29 protein-coding genes and 1 tRNA gene are annotated in these 23,942 nt (G+C 68.0%); 6 read left to right on the top strand and 24 right to left on the bottom strand.

All coding sequences use genetic code 11. From position 1 onward, the window contains the following. Positions 1-15: 15 nt before the first annotated feature. The gene (locus tag MTBUT4_RS05805; RefSeq protein ID WP_173978723.1) at positions 16-813 is read right to left on the bottom strand and encodes an inner membrane protein YpjD; all 798 of its coding nucleotides are present in this window, start codon (positions 811-813) and stop codon (positions 16-18) included. A 109-nt stretch (positions 814-922) separates the two neighbouring features. Here MTBUT4_RS05805 and MTBUT4_RS05800 point away from each other — a divergent pair, with 109 nt between their 5' ends. Then, entirely contained in the window at positions 923-2,074 is a 1,152-nt protein-coding gene (locus tag MTBUT4_RS05800; protein ID WP_173978722.1) for a bifunctional 2-C-methyl-D-erythritol 4-phosphate cytidylyltransferase/2-C-methyl-D-erythritol 2,4-cyclodiphosphate synthase, read from the top strand. On the opposite strand, the gene cutA is transcribed toward MTBUT4_RS05800, so the two are convergent. The 10 genes from cutA to MTBUT4_RS05750 all read right to left on the bottom strand — a co-directional run bounded on the left by cutA (position 2,075) and on the right by MTBUT4_RS05750 (position 8,237). Beyond that, positions 2,075-2,398: a divalent-cation tolerance protein CutA gene (gene cutA, locus MTBUT4_RS05795; protein ID WP_173978721.1), complete on the bottom strand. Its 324-nt coding sequence runs from the start codon at positions 2,396-2,398 to the stop codon at positions 2,075-2,077. A gap of 55 nt (positions 2,399-2,453) precedes the next feature. Further along, positions 2,454-3,527, bottom strand: coding sequence for a hypothetical protein (locus MTBUT4_RS05790; RefSeq protein ID WP_173978720.1), 1,074 nt, complete (start codon positions 3,525-3,527; stop codon positions 2,454-2,456). Between the two features lie 29 nt (positions 3,528-3,556). Next, a tRNA-Pro gene (locus tag MTBUT4_RS05785) sits at positions 3,557-3,633 on the bottom strand. A gap of 143 nt (positions 3,634-3,776) precedes the next feature. Beyond that, complete coding sequence (locus tag MTBUT4_RS05780) at positions 3,777-4,349, bottom strand: MerR family transcriptional regulator (protein WP_173978719.1); 573 nt, start codon at positions 4,347-4,349, stop codon at positions 3,777-3,779. Next, positions 4,346-4,663, bottom strand: coding sequence for an integration host factor subunit alpha (locus MTBUT4_RS05775; RefSeq protein ID WP_173978718.1), 318 nt, complete (start codon positions 4,661-4,663; stop codon positions 4,346-4,348). Before MTBUT4_RS05775 ends, MTBUT4_RS05780 begins: the two co-directional genes overlap by 4 nt. 128 nt (positions 4,664-4,791) lie before the next feature. Next, the gene (locus MTBUT4_RS05770; protein WP_173978717.1) at positions 4,792-5,766 is read right to left on the bottom strand and encodes a beta-ketoacyl-ACP synthase III; all 975 of its coding nucleotides are present in this window, start codon (positions 5,764-5,766) and stop codon (positions 4,792-4,794) included. 8 nt (positions 5,767-5,774) lie between these two features. Then, entirely contained in the window at positions 5,775-6,830 is a 1,056-nt protein-coding gene (gene plsX, locus MTBUT4_RS05765) for a phosphate acyltransferase PlsX (RefSeq protein WP_173978716.1), read from the bottom strand. Between the two features lie 35 nt (positions 6,831-6,865). Then, the gene (gene rpmF / locus MTBUT4_RS05760; protein ID WP_173978715.1) at positions 6,866-7,054 is read right to left on the bottom strand and encodes a 50S ribosomal protein L32; all 189 of its coding nucleotides are present in this window, start codon (positions 7,052-7,054) and stop codon (positions 6,866-6,868) included. 89 nt (positions 7,055-7,143) lie between these two features. Further along, entirely contained in the window at positions 7,144-7,689 is a 546-nt protein-coding gene (locus MTBUT4_RS05755) for a DUF177 domain-containing protein (RefSeq protein ID WP_173978714.1), read from the bottom strand. Next, complete coding sequence (locus MTBUT4_RS05750) at positions 7,686-8,237, bottom strand: ubiquinol-cytochrome C chaperone family protein (RefSeq protein WP_173978713.1); 552 nt, start codon at positions 8,235-8,237, stop codon at positions 7,686-7,688. The genes MTBUT4_RS05755 and MTBUT4_RS05750 overlap by 4 nt, the downstream gene beginning before the upstream one ends. 135 nt (positions 8,238-8,372) lie before the next feature. Between MTBUT4_RS05750 and MTBUT4_RS05745 the strand changes: the two genes are divergently transcribed. Then, positions 8,373-8,816 carry an outer membrane protein assembly factor BamE gene (locus tag MTBUT4_RS05745; RefSeq protein ID WP_173978712.1) on the top strand — a complete coding sequence of 148 codons (444 nt, stop codon included), beginning with the start codon at positions 8,373-8,375 and terminating at the stop codon, positions 8,814-8,816. 75 nt (positions 8,817-8,891) lie between these two features. Here MTBUT4_RS05745 and MTBUT4_RS05740 read toward each other — a convergent pair whose 3' ends face one another. From MTBUT4_RS05740 to rpiB, 11 genes are all read right to left on the bottom strand, one after another. Then, positions 8,892-10,970 (bottom strand): sodium-translocating pyrophosphatase, encoded by a 2,079-nt coding sequence (locus tag MTBUT4_RS05740; protein WP_173978711.1) that lies wholly within the window; start codon positions 10,968-10,970, stop codon positions 8,892-8,894. Positions 10,971-11,182: 212 nt separating this feature from the next. Further along, a complete protein-coding gene (locus tag MTBUT4_RS05735; protein ID WP_254434756.1) occupies positions 11,183-11,650 on the bottom strand; it encodes a flagellar basal body-associated protein FliL in 468 nt (155 codons plus the stop codon). An 18-nt stretch (positions 11,651-11,668) separates the two neighbouring features. After that, a complete protein-coding gene (gene thiL, locus MTBUT4_RS05730) occupies positions 11,669-12,658 on the bottom strand; it encodes a thiamine-phosphate kinase (protein ID WP_173978710.1) in 990 nt (329 codons plus the stop codon). A gap of 8 nt (positions 12,659-12,666) precedes the next feature. Then, entirely contained in the window at positions 12,667-13,158 is a 492-nt protein-coding gene (gene nusB, locus MTBUT4_RS05725; RefSeq protein WP_173978709.1) for a transcription antitermination factor NusB, read from the bottom strand. Further along, a complete protein-coding gene (locus MTBUT4_RS05720; protein ID WP_254434754.1) occupies positions 13,158-13,613 on the bottom strand; it encodes a 6,7-dimethyl-8-ribityllumazine synthase in 456 nt (151 codons plus the stop codon). The genes nusB and MTBUT4_RS05720 overlap by 1 nt, the downstream gene beginning before the upstream one ends. 18 nt (positions 13,614-13,631) lie before the next feature. Continuing rightward, positions 13,632-14,780, bottom strand: coding sequence for a 3,4-dihydroxy-2-butanone-4-phosphate synthase (ribB, locus tag MTBUT4_RS05715; protein ID WP_173978744.1), 1,149 nt, complete (start codon positions 14,778-14,780; stop codon positions 13,632-13,634). Beyond that, complete coding sequence (locus MTBUT4_RS05710; RefSeq protein ID WP_173978707.1) at positions 14,752-15,345, bottom strand: riboflavin synthase; 594 nt, start codon at positions 15,343-15,345, stop codon at positions 14,752-14,754. The genes ribB and MTBUT4_RS05710 overlap by 29 nt, the downstream gene beginning before the upstream one ends. 14 nt (positions 15,346-15,359) lie before the next feature. Continuing rightward, positions 15,360-16,436, bottom strand: coding sequence for a bifunctional diaminohydroxyphosphoribosylaminopyrimidine deaminase/5-amino-6-(5-phosphoribosylamino)uracil reductase RibD (gene ribD / locus MTBUT4_RS05705; protein WP_173978706.1), 1,077 nt, complete (start codon positions 16,434-16,436; stop codon positions 15,360-15,362). Positions 16,437-16,452: 16 nt separating this feature from the next. Continuing rightward, positions 16,453-16,920 (bottom strand): transcriptional regulator NrdR, encoded by a 468-nt coding sequence (gene nrdR, locus MTBUT4_RS05700; RefSeq protein ID WP_173978705.1) that lies wholly within the window; start codon positions 16,918-16,920, stop codon positions 16,453-16,455. A 60-nt stretch (positions 16,921-16,980) separates the two neighbouring features. Continuing rightward, positions 16,981-18,258: a serine hydroxymethyltransferase gene (gene glyA, locus MTBUT4_RS05695; RefSeq protein ID WP_173978704.1), complete on the bottom strand. Its 1,278-nt coding sequence runs from the start codon at positions 18,256-18,258 to the stop codon at positions 16,981-16,983. A 44-nt stretch (positions 18,259-18,302) separates the two neighbouring features. Next, on the bottom strand, positions 18,303-18,752 hold the full coding sequence (gene rpiB, locus MTBUT4_RS05690; protein ID WP_173978703.1) for a ribose 5-phosphate isomerase B: 450 nt from the start codon (positions 18,750-18,752) through the stop codon (positions 18,303-18,305). Positions 18,753-19,094: 342 nt separating this feature from the next. On the opposite strand from rpiB, the gene MTBUT4_RS05685 reads away from it, so the two are divergent. Then, the gene (locus tag MTBUT4_RS05685; RefSeq protein ID WP_173978702.1) at positions 19,095-19,550 is read left to right on the top strand and encodes a MucR family transcriptional regulator; all 456 of its coding nucleotides are present in this window, start codon (positions 19,095-19,097) and stop codon (positions 19,548-19,550) included. A gap of 48 nt (positions 19,551-19,598) precedes the next feature. Here MTBUT4_RS05685 and MTBUT4_RS05680 read toward each other — a convergent pair whose 3' ends face one another. Both MTBUT4_RS05680 and MTBUT4_RS05675 read right to left on the bottom strand, forming a co-directional pair. Next, entirely contained in the window at positions 19,599-19,781 is a 183-nt protein-coding gene (locus MTBUT4_RS05680; protein WP_173978701.1) for a hypothetical protein, read from the bottom strand. A 10-nt stretch (positions 19,782-19,791) separates the two neighbouring features. Beyond that, entirely contained in the window at positions 19,792-20,850 is a 1,059-nt protein-coding gene (locus tag MTBUT4_RS05675; protein WP_173978700.1) for an enoyl-CoA hydratase/isomerase family protein, read from the bottom strand. 192 nt (positions 20,851-21,042) lie between these two features. On the opposite strand from MTBUT4_RS05675, the gene MTBUT4_RS05670 reads away from it, so the two are divergent. The 3 genes from MTBUT4_RS05670 to MTBUT4_RS05660 all read left to right on the top strand — a co-directional run bounded on the left by MTBUT4_RS05670 (position 21,043) and on the right by MTBUT4_RS05660 (position 23,928). Beyond that, positions 21,043-22,335: an O-acetylhomoserine aminocarboxypropyltransferase/cysteine synthase family protein gene (locus MTBUT4_RS05670; RefSeq protein WP_173978699.1), complete on the top strand. Its 1,293-nt coding sequence runs from the start codon at positions 21,043-21,045 to the stop codon at positions 22,333-22,335. Continuing rightward, complete coding sequence (gene hemB / locus MTBUT4_RS05665; RefSeq protein WP_173978698.1) at positions 22,336-23,343, top strand: porphobilinogen synthase; 1,008 nt, start codon at positions 22,336-22,338, stop codon at positions 23,341-23,343. It begins immediately after the preceding gene. Positions 23,344-23,433: 90 nt separating this feature from the next. Beyond that, complete coding sequence (locus MTBUT4_RS05660; RefSeq protein ID WP_173978697.1) at positions 23,434-23,928, top strand: pentapeptide repeat-containing protein; 495 nt, start codon at positions 23,434-23,436, stop codon at positions 23,926-23,928. Positions 23,929-23,942: the final 14 nt, after the last annotated feature.

Below are 23,942 nucleotides of genomic sequence, written 5' to 3'. Positions count from 1 at the left end.
CCTGCCCGCCAGGGCTTACAGGAGGACCTGCTGCACGAACTTGACGCCGGGATAGGCGAGCGTGAGCAGCAAATAGGCGACCAGGACGACGCGCGCGGCGATCCGGCCGCGCACCCCGCACACCCGGTGCCCGACCAGCAGGGCACCGATCAGCACGAAGGCGATCAGCGACAGCAGGCTCTTGTGGTCGGCGCGCAGAAGGGCGCCGCTCTCGAAATACTGGGTGGCCATGCCGGAAACCACGCCGATGCCGAGCACCGCCTCGCTGGCGATGAGAAGCCGGCCGGCCAGGGTCTCGCCCTCCACCACCGACGGCAGCATGCGGGTCAGCCGGTTGGGGCGCTTCAGCTTGAGCGCCCGCTCCTGCAGGAAGACCCCCAGCGACGCCACCGCCGCCAGGGTGAGCAATCCGTAGGTCAGCACCGATACGATGATGTGCAGGTCGATCCACAAATCCGGCGCGCCGCCCGCCATGGGCCGGGCTTCGCCGGCGGCGGCCGAGGCGAACATTCCCAGCACCGCCAGATAGGGCATCAGCAGCGGCGCCAGCCGCCATCCCGCCGCGGCGACCGCCGCCACGCCCAGGAACAGCGCCGCGCTGGCGCCGATGCTGACCCACAGGGTGGCACCCACGCCGGTCTGCCACGACCCCGCCAGCAGCGCCGCCGACCACGCCGCCGGGCCGATCAGCGCCAGCAGCGCCACCGCCCAGAAGGCGGCGTCGCGCGCCGGCTGGCGCCGCACCGGCAGCAGGGCGGCGGGGAGCAGGCTGAGCAGCGCGAAGGCATTGAGGGCGGCGGAAGACGCAGTCATGGGCGAACTATAGCACCGTTCGCGCCGACGAAAAGAGCCGCCCACGCTCGTCCCGCTCTTGGCAGCGTCGGCCCGGGCGCATAGGCTTGGTTGGATCGGGAGGAACGCAATGAACCGTGTCGTCGCATTGGTGGTGGCCGCCGGCCGCGGGCGCCGCTTCGGGGGGGATATCCCCAAGCAATATCTCGACCTCGGCGGCCGGCCGGTGCTGAGGCATTCCCTCGCCGCCCTGGCAGCCAACCCGCAGGTGACGGCGGTGCGCGCGGTGATCCACCCCGACGACCGCGACCTCTACGATGCCTGCGCCCAGGGGCTCGACCTGCTCGAGCCGGTGGCGGGTGGCGAGACCCGGCAGGATTCGGTGCGCCTGGGCCTGGAAAGCCTGGCCGGCCTCGAGCCGCAAGCAGCGCTGATCCACGACGGCGCCCGGCCCTTCCTCGACGGCGGCATCGTCGCCCGGGTAATCGGCGCGCTGGCGGAGCATCCCGGTGCCATCCCCGCAATTGCCGTGGCCGACACCCTGAAGCGCGGCGCCGATGGCCTGGTGGCGGCCACGGTGGAGCGGGCCGGATTGTGGCGGGCGCAGACGCCCCAGGGCTTCCGCTTCGCCGACATCCTGGCCGCCCACCGCGCCTGCGCCGGCCACGAACTCACCGACGACGCCGCGGTGGCCGAGCGGGCCGGCCTGGCGGTGGCCCTGGTCGAGGGATCCGAGGACAACGTCAAGATCACCACCGCCGCCGATCTCGAGCGCGGCCGCCGGGTATTCCAGGGACCCGGCGAATTCCGCACCGCCACCGGCTTCGACGTCCATCGTTTCGCGCCGGGAACAGGGGTCTGGCTGTGCGGGGTGCTGGTTCCCCACGATTCCGCTCTGGACGGCCATTCCGACGCCGACGTGGCCATGCACGCCCTCACCGACGCCCTGCTCGGGACCATTGCCGCCGGCGATATCGGGCATCACTTCCCGCCCTCCGATCCGCGCTGGAAGGGTGTCGCCTCGCGCCGGTTCCTGGCCCACGCGGCGGCATTGGTGGCGGGCCTGGGCGGGCGCATCGTCAACGTCGACGTCACCATCCTGTGCGAACGGCCCAAGATCGGCCCGCACCGCGCCGCCATGCAAAGCGCTTTGTCGGAGATCCTGGGCCTGGCCCACGACCGCGTCGGTATCAAGGCCACCACCACCGAAGGCCTGGGCTTCACCGGCCGCCGCGAAGGCATCGCCGCGCAGGCCTCGGCGACCGTGTGGCTGCCGCGCTGATCAGCGCCGCGTCTCGGCGGCGATCCAGGCCAGGAAGTCGGGATTCCCCGCCGCGATGGGAAGGGCGACGACGCAGGGGCAGGCATAGGTGTGCAGTTCCCTCACCCGCTGCACCAGGGCATCGACCAGGTCGGCGCGGGTCTTCAGCACCATTGCCACCTCCGGTTCCTGGTTGACCCGGCCGTCCCACCAATAGACCGAGGTGATCGGTCCCAGCAGGTTGGCGCAGGCGGCGAGGCGTTCCTCAACCACGGTCCGCGCCAGCCCCAGGGCGTCGTCCGCGGTGGCGGCGGTGACGTAGACCAGATGGCAGGGTTCGGTCATGGACTCCTCCCTGATGTTCGATGCTGCCGCGACATGACTTCAACTTCATTTGCAGTCAAGACAGCAGCCTTTGCACGGCATCGGCTGCCTCCGCCACCCCGGTGGGTTCGGCAACTGGCGGCCGGTCAAGGGAAAACAACTTTCGTAGTAGTAATTCGAGGCCAGGACCGCATAACTCCGCCACCTCTGCCGGCAAACTGCGGGCGTGGTTGCCGAGCCAGTCCTCCAGGTGCGGGCATTCCGGCCAGTCCGGGCGCGGCACGTAAAGCACGGCCGTGCCGGCCAGAGCGGCCTCGGTGAAGGTGCCGTAGCCGGGCTTGGTCACCACCACGTCCACCGAGGAGATCAGGTCGCTGAACGGCACCCCTCCCCGCTCCCACGCGACCATGTCGAGGCGACTTGGAAGGTCAGGCAGGGCGCAGAGCCACACCCATCCGGGCAGAATTGGCCATGATTCCAGCGACATGCGATGATCGATGCCGCCGAAGGCGATCAGGCCGATCCGGGTGTGGGGGTCGATACCGAGCGTCGCCCGCAACTCATCGCCCCGATCGGCCCCGCGCCGGGCCACCGGCCCGATGGTGGCGACGTCGGGCAGGGTCATCACCTGGGCCGGGGTGCAGCGCAGGAACCCTCGGGCGCTGCCATAGGCGGCGCGGATTTCGGCCAGGATGGCGGGCGCCTCGGGTCGCGTGCCGAAATAATGGTCGTACATGTCGGCCCAGTTCAAGGATGACAGCGCCAGCGCCGGAAGGCCTGCCCTCGCTGCCGCCGCCAGCGGGACATAGGCGACGTTGGACAGCACCGCATCCGGCCGCGCCGAAGCCAGCCGTGCAGCCTCGGTGGCCACCAGGCGATCGAAATCCGCGTGCATCCTGCGGTAGCGCTCGGCGCTGGCCTCCAGGTCGATATGGGTCGACGAGCGCATGACGAACCCGAAATCGACGATCTCGGGCACCAGGGCGAAGCCCTGGTATCGCGTCTCGAGGAAGGCCCGTGGCAGCGCCGTCTGGATGGTCAGCCGCAGCCCGGGCAGGCGCCGCTGCACCTCGGCGATCACCGGTGCGGTCATGACCGCATGGCCATAGCCGTGGGGCGACAATGCCAGCCAGAGATGCGGTTCGGCCATGGCTCACACGGGATGCGAAAAGAAAGAAATGGTCGGAGCGGCGGGATTCGAACCCACGACCCCCAGTCCCCCAGACTGATGCGCTACCGGGCTGCGCTACGCTCCGACCGTTCGCGGGCGGCGCGGGGCCGCCCGGGAAATCCTATGACCGGCGGGACCGAGGTTCAATCCTGGCCGGTGGGGGTGTCCGGCGGAAACCCCGCCGGAAGAGGGGCGCACTATACTCAGGTGCCCCAGGGCATGCAACCCTCATCGTTCCCGCGGCTGCAGCAGCAGGCGGAGGTCCTCGAGTTCCTCCAGGACGGCCTCGAGGTCCCGGCGCAGGGCGGGGTCGAGCGGGCGGGCCGACGGCTCACCCACATCGTCCACATCCGCGGCCTCGCCGCCTTCCTCGCCGTCATCGAATGTCTCGGGGACGTCCTCGGGAGGCGTTTCGTCCTCCTCCGGCTCCGGATCCGGCTCCGGTTCCTGCTCCGCGCCGGCCTCCTCGGGGAGATCCAGTCGGGCCTGCTGGGGCGCCGGCGCCGGGGCGGCGGCCTCGCGGTGGCCGCCCTCGCGCAGCAGCTTCTGCACGCCCTTGATGGTGTAGCCTTCGGAATAGAGCAGGTCGCGGATGCGGCGCAGCAGCGTCACGTCCTCGGGCCGGTAATAGCGCCGCCCGCCGGCCCGCTTCAGCGGCTTGACCTGAGGGAACTTGCCTTCCCAGAAGCGCAGGACGTGCTGCGGCACGTCCAGGTCCTCGGCAACCTCGCTGATGGTACGGAAGGCCGTTTCGGATTTGCCGTTGCGGCGGCCGGGCGAACCCTCGCCCTCGGCGGTCATCCCTTGGCGGCCTTCGCCACAGTGCCGTCGTTGATCCGCTTCTTCAGCAGCTGCGACGGACGGAACACCAGCACCCGCCGGGGCAGGATCGGCACTTCCTCGCCGGTCTTGGGGTTGCGGCCGACACGCTGGCCCTTGGAGCGGACGGCGAAGCTGCCGAACGACGAGATCTTGACCGCCTCGCCGCGGGCCAGGGCCGTGGAAATCTCGCCCAGCACCGCTTCCAGCAGGTCCGCCGATTCGTTGCGTGACAGTCCCACCTCCTGGTAGACCGCCTCGCTCAGCTGTGCACGTGTGATGGTGTTTTCCGACATGCCGAGAACGTCCGTGCAGGGAGGGAAGGACAGGTTGGACCGACCCTAGCCCGTTCGCCTAAAAGCGTCAATATCAAAGGGATGCGGGGGAACGTTCGTGCGTGCGGCGAAGTGCGGCCGGCCTAGGGTCAATACCTGACCAGGGCGGACCCCCAGGTGAAGCCGCCGCCCATGGCCTCCAGCAGCAACAGGTCGCCGGACTTGATCCGTCCCTCGCCCACCGCCTCGGCCAGAGCCAAAGGCACCGATGCCGCCGAGGTGTTGGCGTGGCGCTCGACCGAGATCACCATGCGCTCGAGCGGCAACCCCAGCTTCTTCGCCGTCCCTTCCAGGATGCGGCGGTTGGCCTGGTGCGGCACCACCCAGTCGATGTCGGCGGCGGTCAGGCCGTTGGCCTGCAGCGCCTCGCCGACCACCTCGGCCAGGTTGACGATGGCATGGCGGAACACCTCGCGGCCCTCCATGCGCAAATGGCCGACGGTCTGGGTCGAGGACGGCCCGCCATCGACATAGAGCAGGTCGTGGTAGCGGCCGTCGGAATGCAGATGGGTCGACAGGATGCCGCGATCGCGATTGGTCCCGGCCGCCTCGGCGGCGCGCAGCACCACGGCACCGGCACCGTCGCCGAACAGCACGCAGGTGCCGCGATCATTCCAGTCGAGGATGCGCGAGAACGTTTCGGCCCCGATCACCAGGGCGGTGCGGGCCTGACCGGCGCGAATGAAGTTGTCGGCGGTGGCCAGGGCGTAGAGGAAGCCGGAGCACACCGCCTGGACGTCGAAGGCGGCGCCGCGGGTCATGCCCAGGCGCCCCTGCACCTTGGTGGCGGTCGAGGGGAAGGTATGATCCGGGGTGGCGGTCGCCAGAACCAGCAGGTCGAGGTCGGCGGCGGACACCTCGGCCGCCTGCAGCGCCGACAGCGCGGCCTGGGTGGCGAGGTCGGCGGTGGTTTCACCCTCGGCGGCGATGTGGCGCTGGCGGATGCCGGTGCGCTCGGCGATCCAGGCATCCGAGGTATCGACCATCTCCGCCAATTCGCGGTTGGTCACCACGCGGGCCGGAAGATAGGAGCCGCAGCCGATGATTTGGGACCGAACGACCATTCCGGCGCTCACCCGAGTCCGGCGGCGCGCGCTTCCGCGGCGGCCTCGCCGGCGTGGAAACGCTCGAATTCGTGGCGGATGCGTTCGTTGTAGCCGTGTGCCACCAGGTCCACCGCGACGCCGATGGCATTGGCGAAGCCGAAGGCGTCGGTGCCGCCGTGGCTTTTCACCGCGATGCCGTTGAGCCCGAGGAACATGGCGCCGTTGTAGCGGCGCGGATCGGTGCGGACCTTGACCTTGGCGATGGCCTGCTTGGCGAACAGGAAGCCGAGCTTGGCCAGCAGCGAGCTCTGGAAGGCCTCCTTGAGGAAACTCGAATAGAACTTCACCGTACCCTCGGCGGTCTTCAGCGCGATGTTGCCGGTGAAGCCATCGGTGACCACCACGTCGACGGTGCCCTGGCAGATGTCGTTGCCCTCGACGAAGCCGTGGAAGCGGATGGGCAGCGGCGACTCGCGCAGGGCATTGGCGGCGGCGCGCACCGCGTCGTGGCCCTTGAGGTCCTCGGACCCGACGTTGAGGATGCCGATGGTCGGCTGCTCCAGGCCGAGCACCGCGCGGGCGAACACTTCGCCCATCACCGCGAACTCGATCAGGTTGTTGGCGTTGCAGTCGACGTTGGCGCCCAGGTCCAGCATCACCGTTTCGCCGCGCACGGTCGGAAACAGCCCGGCGATGGCCGGGCGGTCGATGCCCGGCAAGGTCCGCAGCACGAACTTGGACACCGCCATCAACGCGCCGGTGTTGCCGGCCGAAACCACACCGGCCGCTTCGCCCTGGGAAACGGCGCTGACCGCCAGCCACATGCTGGAGCGCCGACCGGTGCGCAGCACCTGACCGGGCTTGGCGTCGTTGGTCACCACCTCGTCGGTGTGACGGACGGAACAGACCCCGCGCAGCTCGGGGAAGCGCTCAACCAGCGGATCGATGCGGGCCGCATCGCCGAACAGCAGGTAGCGGACATGCGGCAGGCGCACATGCGCGAGCCGCACCCCCTCCACGACCATGTCGGGGGCGTGGTCCCCCCCCATGGCGTCGATGGAGATGGTCACGGGTGCGCTCAATTGCCTGCACTCCGCCTGCTATGCTCTGCGCCAGCCTAGGCGCTCGCCTCGGCCTGAGCCACCACTTCGCGGCCGTCGTAATGGCCGCATGCCCCGCACACATGGTGGGGCAGCTTCTGCTCGCCGCAGTTCGGGCACTCCATCCCGGTCACCTTCGGCAGCGCATGATGGGCGCGGCGCATATTGCGACGGGACTTGGAGGTCTTTTTCTTGGGGACAGCCATTGTCGTAACTCTCTGTGCTCACGGCCCCTGACGGGGAAAGGGAGCCTTATTAAACAAAAAGCCCGCCGGGGGCAAGGGGATGCTGGGGGTCACCCCATCTTTTTCCGCAGGCCCGCCAAGGCCGCGAAGGGATTGGGGCGCTTGTCCGGGGCCAGCGCCGGGTCGGCCGGCTCCGCCGCCACCATCGCCCCTTCCCGACGGGGAAACGGATCAAGCGCCAAGGCCAGCTGTTCCGCCACCGCCTCGCCGACGTCGATGGCGCCATCGACGAGGGCCTCCGGCGGATCGTCATCCTCGAACGACAGGTCCAACTCGCCACCGGCATCCGCATCGTCGGAGCCGGCGCCGAAGGTCAGATCGAACTCCTCCTCGACCGTCGCGGGCAGCGGGTCGAGTGTGACCACGCAGGTCTGGACCACCTCGGCTGTCAACCGCCCCTTGACGCGGAACAGCGTGCCACCGGCCAGGGCCTTCAGGCGCAGCTCCGCCGTCAGCGCCCCGATCGCCTGCAAACCGAAGCGGCGGGCCAGGGCCTCGCATTCTTCCGGGTTGGCGGTCACGGTGATGTCGGTGCCGCGCGCGGGGATGGAGTCCACCGCCACCCGCCGCGAGAATTCGGTCTCAGGCACGATCATCGGGCTGCCGGTGCCGCGAAGGCCACGGTACCTGCCAGCAGCGCCGCATCCGCCTGCCCGGCCAGCGCTGTCCGCTGGCCCAGCACATACTCGGCCATCCGGCGCAGCTGGTCCGCATCGGGCTCCACCGCCTGGTAGAGATTGCGCCGCAGGGCCGCCGCCAGATCGGCCCCGCCGGCATCGACGGCCTTGTCATAGGCATCGACACGCCCGTAGAACGCCTCGGCGAGGCGGCGCACCCGCCGGCCCACCGCCAGGTCGGTCACCCCCATCTCGCGCAAATTCTGGTCCATGTCGGCGAACATGATGTCGAAGGTGGCCTGCGACAAGGCCTTTGCCTGGTCGGCCGCGTCCGGGCCGCAGCGCCCGAGCCGGCCGAGCAGCAGATAGGCGTGAAGGACGATCATGTCGTAGCGGCCCTCAAGGGTGTCCGGCACCCCGTAATGTTCGTAGAACCAGCTGTCGCGGGCCTGATCCACCAGCGCCCTGTAGAGGGCGTGGGCCGTCTCGTCACGGCGGCGTCGGTCACGGAAAAACTTGAATGGCATGGCCCCGCCTTCCTGTCGCTACCCACCATGCCCTAGACGGCGCGGCGTCGTTGACAACCGCGCGCGAGGGCATGCTATGTTCGCGACAACTTTGGCCACGGAGCCTCGCTCCGTCAATGCCCGGCTCCCGAGAGGATGAACACCCTGCTCCGCCCCGCCGTTCTCGCCGCCGCCCTGTGCCTGGCCGCCGCCGCCTGCTCGCCGACCCTGGACGTGCGCGGCAACATCCCGGACAGCGACGCCCTTGCCCGCATCACGCCTGGCAAGACCACCCGTGACGAGGTCCAGACACTGCTCGGCACCCCCTCGGCCACCTCGGTATTCGGTGACGAAAGCTGGCAGTACATTTCGGCCAAGTCCGAGACCGTGGCGTTCTTCAAGCCCAAGTTCACCGAGCGCACGGTGATCTCCATCACGTTCAGCCGTGATGGCGTGGTCAAGGACGTGGCGGCCCGTGGACTGGAGGACGGCCAGGATCTCGAACTGGTCGACCGTGAGACCCCCACCGCCGGCAAGGAGCTGAACATCCTGGAGCAGCTGCTGGGCAATGTCGGCCGCTTCTCCAAGGAAGCCAAGTAGGCGACCCTGCCGCGGCAATGAAAAACCCCGGCCGATCGCTCGGCCGGGGTTTCGCGTTTCAGCGAGCAACCAAGGTCAGCCCGCCACCATCGCCAGCAGAAGAATGGCGACGATGTTGATGATCTTGATCATCGGGTTGACCGCCGGACCGGCAGTGTCCTTGTAGGGATCGCCGACGGTGTCGCCGGTGACCGCCGCCTTGTGGGCGTCGGACCCCTTGCCGCCGTGATGGCCGTCCTCGATGTACTTCTTGGCGTTGTCCCACGCGCCGCCGCCCGAGGTCATCGAGATGGCGACGAACAGGCCGGTGACGATGGTGCCGAGAAGCATGGCGCCGAGGGTGACGAAAGCCGCCTGCTGGCTGACCACCACCGCCACCACCACATAAAGCACCACCGGCGACAGCACCGGCAGCATCGAGGGGACGATCATCTCCTTGATGGCGGCCTTGGTCAGCATGTCGACGGCACGGCCGTAATCGGGCTTGCCGGTGCCTTCCATGATGCCGGGGATTTCCTTGAACTGCCGGCGCACCTCGACCACCACCGAACCGGCGGCGCGGCCGACCGCCTGCATGCCCATGGCACCGAACAGATACGGCAGCAGGCCGCCGATGAACAGGCCGACCACCACGAACGGATCCTCCAGGCGGAACTCGACGCCCAGGTTCGGGAAGTAGTGCTTGAGGTCCTCGGTATAGGCGGCGAACAGCACCAGCGCGGCGAGGCCGGCCGAGGCAATGGCATAGCCCTTGGTGACCGCCTTGGTGGTGTTGCCGACGGCGTCCAGGGCATCGGTGATCTTGCGCACCTCCTTGGGCAGTTCCGCCATCTCGGCGATGCCGCCGGCATTGTCGGTGACCGGGCCGTAGGCGTCGAGGGCGACGATCACGCCGGCCAGGGCCAGCATGGTGGTGGCCGCCACCGAGATGCCGAACAGGCCGGCGACCGAATAGGCGGCGATGATGGCGATGGAGATCACCAGCACGGGAAGCGCGGTGGATTCCATGGACACCGCGAGACCCTGGATCACGTTGGTGCCGTGGCCGGTGGTCGAGGCCTGGGCCACGCTCTTGACCGGCTTGTAGTCGGTGCCGGTGTAGTATTCGGTGATCCACACCATCAGGCCGGTGACCGCCAGACCGATCAGCGAGCACACGAACAGCCCGCCGCCGGTGATGACCCTGTCGCCCATGGCGTAGGTGGCTCCGAAGCCGCCGAAGGCGAACATGATGGTGGCGGCGATCAGGATCGCCGACAGCACGCCGGTGACCACCAGACCCTTGTACAAGGCCTTCATGATCTTGCCCGAATCGTCGAGCTTCACGAAGAAGGTGCCGATGACCGAGGCGATGATGCATACCGCGCCGATCACCAGCGGGAAGGCCATCATGGCCTCCTGCGCGGCACCGGTGAAGAAGATGGAGCCCAGCAGCATGGTGCCGACCACGGTGACCGCATAGGTCTCGAACAGGTCGGCGGCCATGCCGGCGCAGTCGCCGACATTGTCGCCGACGTTGTCGGCGATCACCGCCGGGTTGCGGGGATCATCCTCGGGGATGCCGGCCTCGACCTTGCCCACCAGATCGGCGCCGACATCCGCACCCTTGGTGAAGATGCCGCCGCCAAGGCGGGCGAAGATGGAAATCAGCGATGCGCCGAAGGACAGCGCCACCAGCGCCTCGATCAATGCGCGGGATTCGACGCCGGCCGCCTGCAGAACGGCGTAGTAGCCGGCGACGCCGATCAGGCCCAGGCCGACCACCAGCATGCCGGTGATGGCGCCCGACTTGAAGGCGACGTCGAGGGCCTGCTGCATGCCGCCCGAACGGGCCGCCTCGGCGGTGCGCACGTTGGCGCGGACCGACACGTTCATGCCGATGTAGCCCGCCGCGCCCGAGCAGACGGCGCCCAGCAGGAAGCCGAAGGCCTGGAACGCCCCCAGGCGGGCGAACAGGATGACGAAGATCACCACGCCGACGATGGCGATGGTGGTATATTGCCGGTTCAGGTAGGCGCGGGCGCCTTCCTGAATCGCACCGGCGATTTCCTGCATCCGCGGAGTGCCCGCCGAGGTGGCCATGACCGATCGTGCGGCATAGGCCCCGTACAGCAGCGCCAGCAACCCGCAGGCGATGACGAAGAGTGTTGTCATTGGTGTCGAATCCCCTGTGCAGCGAATGACTTCCGCGCCTCGGAGATGTCCGAATACGGCCAACGGCAAGGCGGCGGCGCAACCGGCAATGACGTTGCCAGAACCCCAGGGACGATGCAATGAATTGCTAGAAGAGCTATGCCCTTGGATTAATTATAAGAAAAATCTAATAGGGCAATGGGCGGAGGTGCGAGCAAGACCCGGCCGATGAATTACTTCACCGTCGATTGTTCGATCAGCACGTCGCGGACCAGTCCGGGACCCAGGACCCGTTCCGAAAGCTGCGTCAGCCGGCGCCGGATGACGTCATGGTCCAACTGGTCGGTCCCCCTCAGATGCCGCGGCAGGAACGACATCATGTCCTGGAGATAGGCGTTCTGCAGGCGCGGCAGGTTCTGCGCCACCACGTCCTGTTTGTTGTGGGGCACCTCCAGGCGCAGGATCATCTCGGCCTGCTTCCTGACCTCGCGGTCCTGCACCACCGGCACGATGAGCAGCCCGAACTCCACATAGGCCGGAGCCTTGGGCGATTCCGCAACGGTCTGGCCCGGCGCGGCGGGGGCGTTGCCGACCAGTTCGTTGAACTTCTGCAGCGGATCGATGCCCCAGAAATAAAGGCCGCCGATCAGGCCGCCGATCATGACCAGGAAGGCAACGATGATGATGATGAGGCGAACCACGCGCCGGCCCCCGAAATCCTAATCCTGGAAGTGGCGCCAGCCGCCCTTCCCCACGTCGATGGGATTTGCCGAACCATCCAGCACCCTGACCCCCGCACCTTCCACCAGACGCCCGATCGGGGTCAGCCGGATTCCGGTGGCGGCGGCAAGGGCCACCACCGACGCCTCCGCGTCGGCCGGCGCGGCGAACAGCACCTCGTAATCATCGCCGCCCGCCAGCACGCTGGCAAGCGCCGTTTCGTCCACCGCCAGCAGGCTTCCGGCCGCCGCCGACAGCGGCAGCGCCGCGGCCTCGACCACGGCCCCGACGCCGGAAACCCGGCACAGATGGCCGAGGTCCTGCACCAGTCCGTCCGACACGTCCATGGCCGCGTGCGCCATCGCCCGCAGCCCGCAGGCCAGTTCCACCCGCGGCTGCGGCAGACGGTAGCGCTCGGTCAGATGGTCGCGATCGGCCGCCGCCAGATGGGGGAAGTCGCCCTTCAACACCCTCAGGCCGAGGGCTGCGTCGCCAAGGGTGCCGCTGACCCAGACGGTGTCTCCCGCCAGCCCCCCGGCACGCCGCAGCATTGCGCCGGCGGGAACCCGGCCGAAGGCGGTCAGCGACAAGGTCAGCGGCCCCGGTGTCGATACGGTGTCGCCCCCCACCAGCGCGACCCCGTAACGATCCAGGTCGGCGCCCAGTCCGGCGGCGAAGTCTTCGAGCCAGCCGGCGGGAAGGTCGCGGGGAAAGGCCGCCGCCATCACCGCGGCGACCGGTTCCGCCCCCTTGGCGGCCAGATCCGACAGGTTAACCCGCAACAGCTTGGCGGCGATGGCCCGTGGCGGGTCGTCGGGCAGGAAATGGATGCCGGCGACGATGGCATCGACGGTGACGACGGTATCCGTTCCCACCTCGCCCGCCAGCAAGGCGGCATCATCGGTCAAATCGAAAGCGCCGGGATGGCCGCGGGTCAGCGGCGCGAACAGGCGGGCGATCAGGTCGAACTCGTCGGGAGCGCCATCCATGGCTGCCGTCACGGCGCCGCGGCGCCGCCCCTGTCGAACTCCTCAGGGCGCAGGACGCGGGCGATGCGGTCGAGCACGGCATTGACCAGACCCGGTTCCGGCCCGGCATAGAACGCGTGGGCGACGTCCACGTATTCCGAGATGACGACCCGGGCCGGGGTCTGGCCCCTCGCCTTCAGTTCACAGGTGCCGCAGCGCAGGATGGCGCGTACCACCGCCTCGACGCGATCCACGGTCCAGTCGCGGGACAGGGCGTTGCCCACCACCTCGTCGATCAACGCCGTCTCGGCGGTGGCGCCGCGCACCAGATCGGAGGCGAGGCCTGCATCCGGTTCGGCCATGCGCCCGCGCGGCTCGTCGGCGAGGCGGCGGCGCATCTCGGCCAGCGCCTCCTCGGCGGAAACGCCGGTGATTTCCATGGAATAGAGGGCCTGGACGGCGGCCAGGCGGGCCGCGGAGCGGCGGGCGGCGGCCGGGTTGGACTTGCTCACCGTTGCCATCACCCCAGCTTCAGCCCGCGCTTGATGTCCAGCAGGCGCAGGCAGGCGCGGGCCGCCAGGCCGCCGATGTTCTTGCGCGCGGGATCGGCGCGTTTCAGCGCCTGTTCCTCGTTGTGGACCGTCAGCACGCCGTTGCCCAGCGCCAGGTGATAGGCGATGGCCAGGTCGTTGCAGCCGCGCATGCATTCCGAGCAGACGTGGTCGTAATGGTCGCTCTCGCCGCGGATGGCGGTCCCCAGCACCACGTAGCCGTCGTAGCGGACGTCGATGCCGCCCTGCTCCTGGGCCGCCACCACCATCTCCAGCACCGTGGGAATTTCAAGGACCCCGGGCACCGTCAGCGTGTCCCAGACGATCCCCGCCGCGTCCAGGGCCTGGGTGGCGCCGGCCAGCAGCTGATCGGCGATGTGGTCATAGAAGCGGGCCTCGATGACCAGGATGCGGGTATCGCTCATGGCAGCCATCCCTCCTGTTCAGGCGACCGGGATCGGGCGCTGCTCGACCACTTCCAGGCCGAAGCCTTCGAGGCCGACGATGGTCTTGCGGGTGTTGGACAACAGGATCATGCGCTCGACCCCGAGGTCGAGCAGAATCTGGGCGCCGACGCCGTAATCGCGCAGCTCGACCGGCGGCGGGGCCGCCTCCAGCTGCGCGCGGACGCGGTCGGACAGGCTGGTCGCCCGCGGCTCGCGCACCAGCACCACCACGCCGCGGCCATGGCCGGCGATCATCTCCATGGCGGAATGAAGCTGGCCGGCCTTGCCCGAGCCCTGGTCGCCCAGGACGTCGTCGAGGATGTTGACGGCGTGGACGCGAACCATCACCGGCCCGTCGCCGGCGACGTCGCCCTTCACCAGGGCGATATGCTCGGCATAGGCAACCTGGTTGACATACACCACCATGCGCCAGTCGGCGCCCCAGCGCGAATGGAACGGCGCCTCCAGTTCGCGCCGCACCACCTTGTCGTGGCGGCGGCGATAGGCGATCAGGTCGGCGATGGTGGCGATCTTGAGGCCGTGCAACTGGGCGAACTTCACCAGGTCGGGCAGACGCGCCATGGTGCCGTCGTCGTTCATGATCTCGCAGATCACCCCGGACGGGTTGAGCCCGGACAGCCGGGCGATGTCCACCGCCGCCTCGGTATGCCCGGCGCGGACCAGCACGCCGCCGTCGCGGGCGGTCAGCGGAAAGACGTGGCCGGGAGTGACGATGTCGTCGGGTCCGCGTTCAGGATCGATGGCCACCTGCACCGTGCGGGCGCGGTCGGCCGCCGAAATGCCGGTGGTCACCCCTTCCCGGGCCTCGATGGAGACGGTGAACGCGGTCTGCATGCGCGTCCCGTTGTCGCTGCTCATGGGCCTGAGGCCCAGATGCTCGCAGCGCGCCCGGGTCATGGACAGGCAGATCAGCCCGCGCCCGTTCTTGGCCATGAAATTGATGGCGTCGGGGGTGGCCATTTGCGCCGGGATGACCAGGTCACCCTCGTTCTCGCGGTCCTCGTCATCGACCAGGATGAACATGCGGCCCTGGCGGGCCTCCTCGATGATCTCGTCGATGGGCGACAGATATTGATGGTACTCGGACACCACCGGCCTATTCCTTATCCAGAAGGCGCGCAACATACCGCGCAAGCATGTCGATTTCCATATTCACGCGGCTGCCCTCGCGCAATCCGCCGAAAGTCGTGACGGATTGGGTATGGGGTATCACGTTGATGCCGAAGCGCCGCCCGTCAACCTCGTTGACGGTCAGCGAGACGCCATCCAGCGCCACCGACCCCTTGGGCGCCACGAAGCGGGCCAGATCGGCCGGGGCCTCGAAGACGAAGCGCATGGACTGGTTTTCCGGCCGGATCGAGGCGACCACGGCGACGCCGTCCACATGGCCCGACACGATGTGGCCGCCCAGTTCGTCGCCCACCTTCAACGCCCGCTCCAGGTTGACCCGGGTCCCGGTCTGCCAGTCGCCCAGGGTGGTCTTGGACAGGGTTTCGGCCGACACCTCGACCGCGTACCAGTCGCCGCCCTTGTCGATAATGGTGAGGCAGACGCCGTTATGGGCGATGGAGGCGCCGATCTCGACGCCGGCCAGATCATAGGCCGTGGCGATTTCGAACCGGGTCTCCTTGCCGCCCCCGCCGGTGACCCGGCGCACTTCCCCCAGATCGGTGACGATGCCTGTGAACATCGAACCGTACTCCCTTAAAGTTTCTTGTAGATTTCCATCAGGTCGTGGCCGACGGGGCGGGCCTCGACCAGTTCGAAGCGGGGCGTCCGGCCAAGATGGTCGATGCCGAACGCCACCGCCGCCGGCAGGCCGTCGCCGCCCATCATGCGCGGAGCGCGGAACCATACCATGCGATCCACCAGCCCGGCCCGCAGCAGCGCCGCCGCCAGATGGGCGCCGCCCTCCACCAGCACGCGGGTAAGGCCGCTCTTACCAAGCATCGCCAAGGCCGCGACCAGGTCCACCGAACCATCGGTTCCGGCGGGCAGTTCGACCACATCGACGCCGGCTTCCTCAAGCACCTCGCGCCGCGCCGTGTCGCATCCCTCGAGGGTCAGCACCCAGGTGGGAACATCGTTGGCACCGCTCACCAGCTTGCCGGTCAACGGCAGGCGCAGGCGCCCGTCCACCACCAGGCGGACGGGCGAGCGGTCGCCCAGGCCGGGCAGCCGGCAGGTCAGTTCGGGATCGTCGGCCAGGGCGGTGCCGCTGCCGATCATCACCGCGTCGTGTTCGGCCCGCAGCAGATGGGCGGCGGCGCGGGCCGCCTCTCCGGTGATCCACTTGCTCTCGCCGCCATGGGTGGCGATGCGTCCGTCCAGGGTGGTCGCCAGCTTGAGCGTCACCAGCGGCCGGCCCTCGGCCACCTTGAGAAAGAACCCGGCGTTCAGTTCCGCCGCCTCTTCCGCGCCGATCCCCACCGAGACCTCGATACCCGCCTCGCGCAGCAGGGCGAAGCCCTGCCCCGAGACGCGCTCGTCCGGGTCCTCCATGGCCGCCACCACCCGGGCGATGCCGGCCCGGGCCAGGGCAGCGGCGCAGGGCGGGGTCTTGCCGTGGTGCGAACAGGGCTCCAGCGTGACGTAGGCCACCGCACCACGCGCCGCCTCGCCGGCCATGGCCAGCGCTTCGGTCTCGGCGTGGGGCCGCCCACCCGGCTGGGTCCAGCCGCGGCCGACGACGCGGCCGTCCTGGACGATCACGCAGCCGACGGCGGGGTTGGGCCAGACGTTGCCGAGGCCGCGCCGCGCCAGGGCCAGCGCGGCACGCATGTGGGCGCGGTCGCCATCAGTCGTCGTTGCGGCTGCCACCCACCATCTTTCCCAGGAAGTCCTCGAAGTCCTTGGCTTCGCGGAAATTGCGGTAGACCGAGGCGTAACGGACATAGGCGACCTTGTCGAGGTCCATCAGCACATCCATCACCAACTCGCCGATGTATTTGGACGGAACCTCGTTCTCGCCCATGCTTTCCAGACGGCGATGGATTCCGTTGACGATGCGCTCGATCTGCTCTTCATCGACGGGACGCTTGCGCAGCGCGATGCGCAGCGACTTCAGCAGCTTCTCGCGGTCGAAAGGAACCCGCACCCCGTCCTTCTTGATCACCACCAGATCGCGGATCTGTACGCGTTCGAAGGTGGTGAAGCGCGACCCGCATTCGGGACAGGAGCGGCGGCGTCGAATCGCCGAATTGTCCTCGGTCGGCCGCGAATCCTTCACCTGGGTATCGTCATGACCACAGAACGGACAACGCATCGCACTTCCCCCCGGAATCGCCGCCACCCCCGCCCCTTCCGGGGGCTGCGGACGCCCTTGCTATTGATAGATCGGGAAGCGGCGGCACAATTCGGCCACCTCCACCCGCGCCTTGGCCTCGGCCGCCGAATTGTCGTCGGGATGGGCCGCCAGCCCGTCCAGGACGTCGCCGATCAGCTCGCCCACCTTGCGGAATTCCTCGACCCCGAAGCCGCGGGTGGTGCCCGCCGGGGTACCCAGCCGGATACCCGAGGTGATGGTGGGCTTTTCCGGGTCGAAGGGAATGCCGTTCTTGTTGCAGGTCATGCCGGCGTGCTCGAGGCTGGCCTCGGCCGCCTTGCCGGTCAGCGCCTTGGGCCGCAGGTCGACCAGCATCAGGTGCGAATCGGTGCCGCCCGAGACGATGGCCAGGCCGCGCCGGACCAGGGTGTCGGCCAGGGCGCGGGCGTTGTCCACCACCTGGCGGGCGTAGTCCTTGAACTCGGGCCGCAAGGCCTCGCCGAACGCCACCGCCTTGCCGGCGATCACGTGCATCAGCGGGCCGCCCTGGATGCCGGGGAAGATGGCCGAATTGATCTTCTTGGCGATCGCCTCGTCGTTGGTCAGGATCATGCCGCCCCGGGGACCGCGCAGGGTCTTGTGGGTGGTGGTGGTGACCACGTGGGCATGCGGGAACGGGCTGGGATAGGCCCCGCCCGCCACCAGGCCGGCGAAATGGGCCATGTCGACCATGAACAGCGCCCCGACCTCGTCGGCGATGCGGCGGAAACGGGCGAAGTCGATGGTGCGGGGATAGGCCGAGCCGCCGGCGATGATAAGCTTCGGCTTGTGCTCGCGGGCCAGCGCCTCGACCTCGTCGAAGTCGATCTGCGCGTCCTGCAGCCGCACCCCGTACTGGACCGCCTTGAACCACTTGCCCGACTGGTTGGGCGCGGCGCCGTGGGTGAGGTGGCCGCCGGCGGCCAGGCTCATGCCCATGATGGTGTCGCCGGGCTGGACCAAGGCCATGAACACGCCCTGGTTGGCCTGCGAGCCCGAGCTGGGCTGGACGTTGGCGAAGCGGCAGCCGAACAACGTGCAGGCGCGGTCGATGGCCAGCTGCTCGACCACATCGACGAATTCGCAGCCGCCGTAGTAGCGCTTGCCCGGATAGCCCTCGGCGTACTTGTTGGTCAGCACCGAGCCCTGAGCCTCCAGCACCGCGCGCGAGACGATGTTCTCGGAGGCGATCAGCTCGATCTGGTCCTGCTGGCGCTTCAGCTCGTTGGCGATGGCGGCGGCGACGTCGCCATCGCGCTCGGCAAGAGTGGTACGAAAAAAGGGCTCGGTATTGGTCATTTCTGCTCTTTCATTCGGGTGCCACTTGACCGCTTCGCCGGGGTTCAGCGTTCGCCGGAATCGGCCAGCTTGGCGACCCGCCGGGCGTGGCGGCCGCCTTCGAATTCGGTATTCAGGAAGATGTCGACCACTTCCTTGGCGACTTCCGGTCCCATGGTGCGCCCGCCCAGCACCAGGACGTTGGCGTCGTTGTGCTGGCGGCACATGCGCGCGCCGTAGGAATCGTGCACCAGGGCGGCGCGGACATGCTTGTGGCGGTTGGCGGCGATGGAGATGCCGATGCCGGTGCCGCACATCAGGATGCCCCGCTCGGCCTTGCCGCCCTTGAGGGCCGAGGCCATGGCGTCGGCGAAGTCGGGATAGTCGACCGACTGGCCGTCGTTGGTGCCGAGATCGATCACGGTGAGACCGGCGCCTTCCAGGTGCTGCTTCAGCAGCGCCTTCATCTCCAGGCCGCCGTGGTCGGACGCCAGCGCGATGGTTTGCGACTTCATGCCAGTGGTTCCATCGTATTTGAGCGAGACAATGGCGCTAGATACCATATGTCGCATCCACTTGCCAATCCGCCACAAACTCATGGGGACCGCACGATGTCAGTGGCCGAATGGCCCGCTTCGCCGCCCGTTCGTCCCCTTGCCGGGGCAAAGCGCAAAATGAACCCCCCTTGATGCAACAGACCATTGGGGTATAGACCCTTCCATAAAGGGGCAGATTTACTGAAAACGGCTGAGTGCCAAAGAAATCATTATTCATCGGCTCCAGATAGGAATTGACAGGAAAGAGGAACCATGCATTCATTGACACGGATGCAGGCTTAACCTTCTTCGGATGCGGACATGAACGACACCCACGTCGACAAGAGCAACCGCGATGACATTCTGCGCATGGCCGTGGACGTCGTCGCCGCCTATGTGAGCAAGAACCCGTTGCCCGCCGGGCAAATCCCGGAGGTCATCCATACCGTCTATGCCTCGTTGTCGTCGTTGGAGAACGGCGCCCCCGAAGCCAAGTCGGAGGCACCCAAGCCGGCGGTGCCGGTCAAGAAGTCGGTGACGCCCGAGTACATCGTCTGTCTGGAAGACGGCAAGAAGCTGAAGATGCTGAAGCGTCATCTGCGGACCACTTACAACATGACTCCGGACGAGTACCGGGCCAAGTGGGGCCTGCCGCCCGATTATCCGATGGTGGCGCCCAACTACGCCGCTCAGCGCTCCGATTTCGCCAAGAAGATCGGCCTTGGCCGCAAGGCCGGCGAAGGCGACGAGAAGCCGGCCCGCCGTCGCGGCCGCTGAGAAACCCCTGCCGAGTTCAGGGCCGCGCCTTGGTTGGCGCGGCCCTTTTCATTTGCCCCCCTTGGCGAGCACGTATTCGAGTTTCCGCAAGGCCGTCAGCCTCAGATGGGCCTGACTGGCACTGGCCGGCCCGACGATGGACACCTCGATGCCGGTGGCGGCATCGACGGCGCTGACCTTGACGTAGGTCCCGACCCGTATGAACTCGAACAGCACTTCCCGGCCCGCCATCGCGGTCTCCTCAATCGAATGACAGGTCCTCGCCGATGCCGGCGAACAGGCGGTCGATATCGGCCTCGGCCACATGGTCGGGCGCGGCGGGCGACCAGGCCGGATTGCGGTCCTTGTCGATGACCAGGGCGCGCACGCCTTCGTGGAAGTCTTTCTCCAGCAGCAGCCTACACGCAAGCCGGAAATCCTGGCGGATGCCCTGGTCGAAACTGCGGTCCCGCCCGGTGCCGACATGACGGAAGGCCACCGCCACCCCGGTCGGGGACGCCCGGTCCATGGCCGCCACCGCCAGGCGCGCCCATTCGGCATCGGTCGCCTGCAGCCGGTCACGGATGCCGGCCACGCTGTCGGCCGAGAAGCATTCGTCGATGCGCGAGGCGGCTTCGGCCAGTGCCGACGGTCCGGGGTCCTGCGCCGCCTTGGCCAGCACCTCGGCCACCGCGTTGTCCACATCGGCAGCCGTGGCCGCTCCGGCAAGCGCCAGCTTCAGATCCTTCAGCCCGGCGCGCGGCACGTAATGGGTGGCCAGCCCCGCCCACACCATGTCGGCCGGACCGATGCGCGCCCCGGTCATGCCCAGATAGAGCCCGACCCTGCCGGGGCAGCGCGCCAGGAAGTGCCCGGCGCCGACATCGGGAAAGAAGCCGATGCCGACTTCGGGCATGGCGAACAGGGCATGCTCGGTGACGACACGGTAGCGGCCGTTGATGGAGATACCGGCGCCACCGCCCATGACGATGCCGTCCAGCAGCGCCACATAGGGCTTGCCGAAATGGTGGATGCGACGGTTCATGGCATATTCGGTGCGGAAGATGCGGCGATTGTGCTCGTGGTCGCCGCGCCGGCCGGCTTCCCACACCGCGCGGATGTCGCCACCGGCGCAGAATGCGCGTTCGCCGGCGCCCTCGACCACCACCAGCCGCACCGCCGGGTCGTGCTGCCACCCGGCCAGCAGCCCGGCGAGGTGGAAATACTGCACCGGCGACAGCGCGTTCAGCACCCTCGGCCGGTTGAGAAGGATATGCCCCACCCCCTCCCGGCACGTCACCAACGTCTCCGTCTCGGTCATGAATCCCCCCCCTCCCATTCCGGCGAGAGTGTGTCCGGCACAGGCGCTTCCGGCAAGAGCCGGGCATTCCACAAATGAGTGGTGGATAATATGCCTGCGCCCGCTTGACATAGGGGTTGGGCAGTGTTCAACTCGCCTCCGACATTCGACCGCCGCCCATGTCGGCGGATTTTTTGTGAGGGAGGCCAGGCCATGACGCTGAAAAGCACCAATCCCGAGACCATCGTTCTCCATGCCGGCTTCCGCGCCGATCCGGGTACCGGGTCGGTGGCCGTTCCCATCCACCAGACCACCTCGTACCTGTTCCGCGACACCCAGCATGCGGCCAACCTGTTCGCCCTGTCCGAGCTGGGCAACATCTACACCCGCATCATGAACCCGACCCAGGACGTGCTGGAACAGCGCATCACCGCGCTCGAGGGCGGCGTCGCCGCGCTCGCCACCTCGTCGGGCCAGGCGGCCAGCACCTTCGCCATCATGAACATCTGCCAGGCCGGCGACAATTTCGTCAGTTCCACCGACCTCTACGGCGGCACCTGGAACCTGTTCGCCAACACCCTGAAGCAGTTCGGCATCGAATGCCGCTTCGTCGATCCGTCCGACCCCGAGGCCTTCGTGCGCGCCACCGACGAGCGCACCCGCGCCTGGTACGCCGAGACCCTGCCCAATCCGAAGCTGCAGGCCTTCCCCATCCGCGAGGTCGCCGCCCTGGCCGAGAAGACCGGGGTGCCGCTGATCATGGACAACACCGCCGCACCGGTGCTGTGCCGCCCCATCGAGCACGGCGCCCACATCGTGGTCTATTCGACCACCAAGTTCATCGGCGGCCACGGCAGCTCCATCGGCGGCATGCTGGTGGATTCCGGCAAGTTCGACTGGGAGAAGCACGCCGCCCGCTTCCCGCTGCTGACCCAGCCCGATCCCAGCTATCACGGCACCGTCTGGACCGAGGCGGTGAAGCCGCTGGGCCCCATCGCCTACATCATCCGCGCCCGGGTCATCCTGCAGCGCGACATCGGCGCCGCCATGAGCCCGTTCAACGCCTTCCAGTTCATCCAGGGCATCGAGACGCTGCCGCTGCGCATGCGCGCCCATTGCGACAACGCCCTGGCGGTGGCCCGCTTCCTCAGCACCCACGCCAAGGTCGCGAAGGTGATCTATCCCGGCCTGATGGAGGGCGAACACCGTCGCCGCGCCGATGCCATCCTCAAGCGCGGCTACGGCGCCCTGCTGGGGTTCGAGTTGAAGGGCGGCGCCGAGGCCGGCAAGCGGTTCATCGACGGGCTCGAGATGTTCTATCACGTCGCCAATATCGGCGACGCCCGCTCGCTGGCCATCCACCCGGCCAGCACCACCCATTCCCAGCTCTCCGACGAGGATCAGCTGGCGACTGGCGTCACTCCGGGCTATGTGCGATTGTCCGTCGGCCTGGAACACATCGACGACATCCTCGCCGACCTCACCCAAGCCCTGGAGAAAGCCTAGGTGCCAGCCTTCCTGCCGCATGCCGATTTCCCCCGCACCCGCCTGCGCCGCACCCGCCGCTTCGACTGGTCGCGGCGGCTGGTGGCCGAAACCCGGCTGTCGGTCGACGACCTGATCTGGCCGCTGTTCGTGGTCGAGGGGACGGGAGTGCGGCAGCCGGTGGCGTCCATGCCGGGGGTGGAGCGGCTGTCCATCGACCTGCTGGTCGAAGCGGTACGCCAGGCCGCCGACCTCGGCATCCCCGCCGTCGCGGTGTTTCCCTCGGTCGATCCGGCGCTGAAGACGCCTGACGCCGCCGAGGCGGTCAATCCCGGCAACCTGGTGTGCCGGGCGGTGCGGGCGGTCAAGGCGGCGGTGCCGCAGATCGGCATCATCTGCGACGTCGCCCTCGATCCGTTCAACTCCGACGGCCATGACGGGCTGGTTCGCGACGGCTATGTGATCAACGACGAGACGGTGGAGATCCTGGCCCGCATGGCGGTGGTCCAGGCCGAGGCCGGCTGCGACGTGGTCGCTCCCTCGGACATGATGGACGGCCGCATCGGCGCCATTCGCGACGCGCTGGAGGCGGCGAATTTGAGGAACGTCCAGATCCTCTCCTACGCCGCCAAGTACGCCTCGGCCTTCTACGGACCGTTCCGCGACGCGGTGGGGTCGAAATCGGCGCTGAAGGGCGACAAGAAGGGCTACCAGATGGACCCCGCCAACACCGACGAGGCGCTGCGCGAAGTGGCGCTGGACCTGGCCGAGGGCGCCGACATGGTGATGGTCAAGCCCGGCATGCCCTATCTCGACATCGTCCGGCGGGTGAAGGAGGCGTTTTCCGTCCCCACCCTCGCCTACCAGGTGTCGGGCGAGTACGCCATGATGAAGGCGGCGGCGCAGAACGGCTGGCTCGACTGGGACAAGGTGGTGCTGGAAAGCCTGGCCGGCTTCAAGCGGGCCGGCGCAGACGCCGTGCTGACCTATGCCGCGCCCGAGGCTGCGCGCGCCCTGGCGAAGGGATAATAACACCTGTAATTTGTTATTGGCCAACGTCAAAGCCACATGGCCAGACGATGAGTGATTGTGTCTCCATTCAACGGCGTGGAGGCGCACATGGTTAGAATAGCCCTTCTGGCATCTGTACTCGCGGTTGCCGGACTGCCGGCATTGGCCAACGACATGGAAAATGTAAACCCCAGTTGTCAGCTGGTGCCCGAGGCCAATTGCGGTTGGGCCGAGTTGCGCAAGCTGAAGGCGCCGGGCAAGGACCTGCATGACGGCCAGTTCATGGCCACCCGCTTCGACGAAGCCGAATTGCCGGGGGCCAATTTCTCCGGCTCGCACCTGCAATTGGTGAATTTCCACAGGGCCAACCTGAAGGGGGCCGATTTCTCGGGCTCCCACCTTCATGCCGCCAATCTGGTGGGGACGGATCTGTCCGGAGCCAATCTGGAGGGCGCCAACCTGCTCGACGCCAACCTTGCCGGAGCCAACCTCAAGGGGGCGCGGATCGGCCGGGTGATCTGGACCGCGGCCAACCTGTCGGGCACCACCTGGGTGGACGGACGGGTCTGCGCCGCCGGCTCGAAGGGGGAGTGCCGGAACTAACCCCGCTTCCTAGA

This window comes from Magnetospirillum sp. UT-4 (genome assembly GCF_902729435.1).
GTDB lineage: Bacteria > Pseudomonadota > Alphaproteobacteria > Rhodospirillales > Magnetospirillaceae > Magnetospirillum.
The sequence above is the reverse complement of the archived record's forward strand: the minus strand, read 5'-3'. Positions and strand labels throughout refer to the sequence as shown.

Coding starts and splice junctions, on each gene's coding strand:
- MTBUT4_RS05710 (WP_173978707.1), bottom strand. CDS start 15,345: ATGTTCACAGGCATCGTCACCGATCTGGGGGAAGTGCGCCGGGTCACC.
- MTBUT4_RS05750 (WP_173978713.1), bottom strand. CDS start 8,237: ATGCCATTCAAGTTTTTCCGTGACCGACGCCGCCGTGACGAGACGGCC.
- MTBUT4_RS05685 (WP_173978702.1), top strand. CDS start 19,095: ATGAACGACACCCACGTCGACAAGAGCAACCGCGATGACATTCTGCGC.
- MTBUT4_RS05780 (WP_173978719.1), bottom strand. CDS start 4,349: ATGACCGCCGAGGGCGAGGGTTCGCCCGGCCGCCGCAACGGCAAATCC.
- glyA (WP_173978704.1), bottom strand. CDS start 18,258: ATGACCAATACCGAGCCCTTTTTTCGTACCACTCTTGCCGAGCGCGAT.
- rpmF (WP_173978715.1), bottom strand. CDS start 7,054: ATGGCTGTCCCCAAGAAAAAGACCTCCAAGTCCCGTCGCAATATGCGC.
- MTBUT4_RS05660 (WP_173978697.1), top strand. CDS start 23,434: ATGGTTAGAATAGCCCTTCTGGCATCTGTACTCGCGGTTGCCGGACTG.
- nrdR (WP_173978705.1), bottom strand. CDS start 16,920: ATGCGTTGTCCGTTCTGTGGTCATGACGATACCCAGGTGAAGGATTCG.
- rpiB (WP_173978703.1), bottom strand. CDS start 18,752: ATGAAGTCGCAAACCATCGCGCTGGCGTCCGACCACGGCGGCCTGGAG.
- MTBUT4_RS05770 (WP_173978717.1), bottom strand. CDS start 5,766: ATGGTCGTTCGGTCCCAAATCATCGGCTGCGGCTCCTATCTTCCGGCC.
- MTBUT4_RS05680 (WP_173978701.1), bottom strand. CDS start 19,781: ATGGCGGGCCGGGAAGTGCTGTTCGAGTTCATACGGGTCGGGACCTAC.
- MTBUT4_RS05805 (WP_173978723.1), bottom strand. CDS start 813: ATGACTGCGTCTTCCGCCGCCCTCAATGCCTTCGCGCTGCTCAGCCTG.
- MTBUT4_RS05670 (WP_173978699.1), top strand. CDS start 21,043: ATGACGCTGAAAAGCACCAATCCCGAGACCATCGTTCTCCATGCCGGC.
- MTBUT4_RS05775 (WP_173978718.1), bottom strand. CDS start 4,663: ATGTCGGAAAACACCATCACACGTGCACAGCTGAGCGAGGCGGTCTAC.
- thiL (WP_173978710.1), bottom strand. CDS start 12,658: ATGGATGGCGCTCCCGACGAGTTCGACCTGATCGCCCGCCTGTTCGCG.
- nusB (WP_173978709.1), bottom strand. CDS start 13,158: ATGGCAACGGTGAGCAAGTCCAACCCGGCCGCCGCCCGCCGCTCCGCG.
- MTBUT4_RS05755 (WP_173978714.1), bottom strand. CDS start 7,689: ATGATCGTGCCTGAGACCGAATTCTCGCGGCGGGTGGCGGTGGACTCC.
- MTBUT4_RS05740 (WP_173978711.1), bottom strand. CDS start 10,970: ATGACAACACTCTTCGTCATCGCCTGCGGGTTGCTGGCGCTGCTGTAC.
- ribB (WP_173978744.1), bottom strand. CDS start 14,780: ATGTTGCGCGCCTTCTGGATAAGGAATAGGCCGGTGGTGTCCGAGTAC.
- MTBUT4_RS05790 (WP_173978720.1), bottom strand. CDS start 3,527: ATGGCCGAACCGCATCTCTGGCTGGCATTGTCGCCCCACGGCTATGGC.
- MTBUT4_RS05745 (WP_173978712.1), top strand. CDS start 8,373: ATGAACACCCTGCTCCGCCCCGCCGTTCTCGCCGCCGCCCTGTGCCTG.
- MTBUT4_RS05800 (WP_173978722.1), top strand. CDS start 923: ATGAACCGTGTCGTCGCATTGGTGGTGGCCGCCGGCCGCGGGCGCCGC.
- ribD (WP_173978706.1), bottom strand. CDS start 16,436: ATGCGTGCCGCGCTGGCCCTGGCGCGGCGCGGCCTCGGCAACGTCTGG.
- cutA (WP_173978721.1), bottom strand. CDS start 2,398: ATGACCGAACCCTGCCATCTGGTCTACGTCACCGCCGCCACCGCGGAC.
- MTBUT4_RS05720 (WP_254434754.1), bottom strand. CDS start 13,613: ATGAGCGATACCCGCATCCTGGTCATCGAGGCCCGCTTCTATGACCAC.
- MTBUT4_RS05675 (WP_173978700.1), bottom strand. CDS start 20,850: ATGACCGAGACGGAGACGTTGGTGACGTGCCGGGAGGGGGTGGGGCAT.